Below are 757 nucleotides of genomic sequence, written 5' to 3'. Positions count from 1 at the left end.
GGTGGGGGGCACCGGGCGATGACCTCGGAAGCAGGCGCAGGGGCCCGGCGTGCCGCGCCGTTGACCAAGCACGCCCGTCAGACTCGGCTGGCGGCGTTGATCGGTCAGCGCGGTGTGCGTTCACAGACCGAGCTCGCGCGTCTGCTGGCTGCCGAGGGCGTCCAGGTTACCCAGGCAACCCTGTCCCGTGATCTGGAGGACATCGGGGCGACCAAGGTGCGCGGTCCGGACGGCGGCCTGGTCTACGCGGTCGAGGCGAACCTCGCGCCGGCGGAGATCGTCCGGCTGTCGCTCGCCCGGCTCTGCGAGGAACTGCTGGTCTCCGCGGAGGCCAACGGCGACCTGGTCGTGCTGCGCACGCCGTCGGGCGCCGCGCAGCTGTTCGCCTCGGTGCTCGACCGGGAGGCGCTCCCGGGGGTCATGGGCACGATCGCGGGGGACGACACGGTGCTCGTTGTCTGCCGGTCGGCTCCCGCCGCCGAGGCCCCGGTCCGTCCGGAGAGTTCTGTCGGCCCGGGAGATCCCGTCGGTTCGGGAGAGCCAGCTGGTCAGGGAGGGCATGCCGGCCCGAGGGGGCCGGCACTCGCCGCCCATCTCCTGTGGCTCGCCGACGGCCGGGCGCGTGGAGCGTCGACGGGACCGTCCGCCGTGCCGGACCAGGATGCGTAGCGGTGCACCGGCGACGCCGTGAACCGGCCTTCCCAGCACCCTCAATAAACACAATGGAGTCGAAATGAAATAACTTGCGCGTTTCGAA

The 757-nt window shown here is 71.6% G+C and carries 1 protein-coding gene; it reads left to right on the top strand.

Going from position 1 to position 757, the window contains the following annotated elements:
• The first annotated feature begins 18 nt into the window (after positions 1 to 18).
• The gene (gene argR / locus ACY5KJ_RS17905; protein ID WP_462186885.1) at positions 19 to 669 is read left to right on the top strand and encodes an arginine repressor; all 651 of its coding nucleotides are present in this window, start codon (positions 19 to 21) and stop codon (positions 667 to 669) included.
• Positions 670 to 757: the final 88 nt, after the last annotated feature.

This window comes from Frankia sp. CcWB3, from assembly GCF_977927595.1.
This window is presented reverse-complemented; position numbering and strand designations above follow the sequence as displayed.

Coding starts and splice junctions, on each gene's coding strand:
- argR (WP_462186885.1), top strand. CDS start 19: ATGACCTCGGAAGCAGGCGCAGGGGCCCGGCGTGCCGCGCCGTTGACC.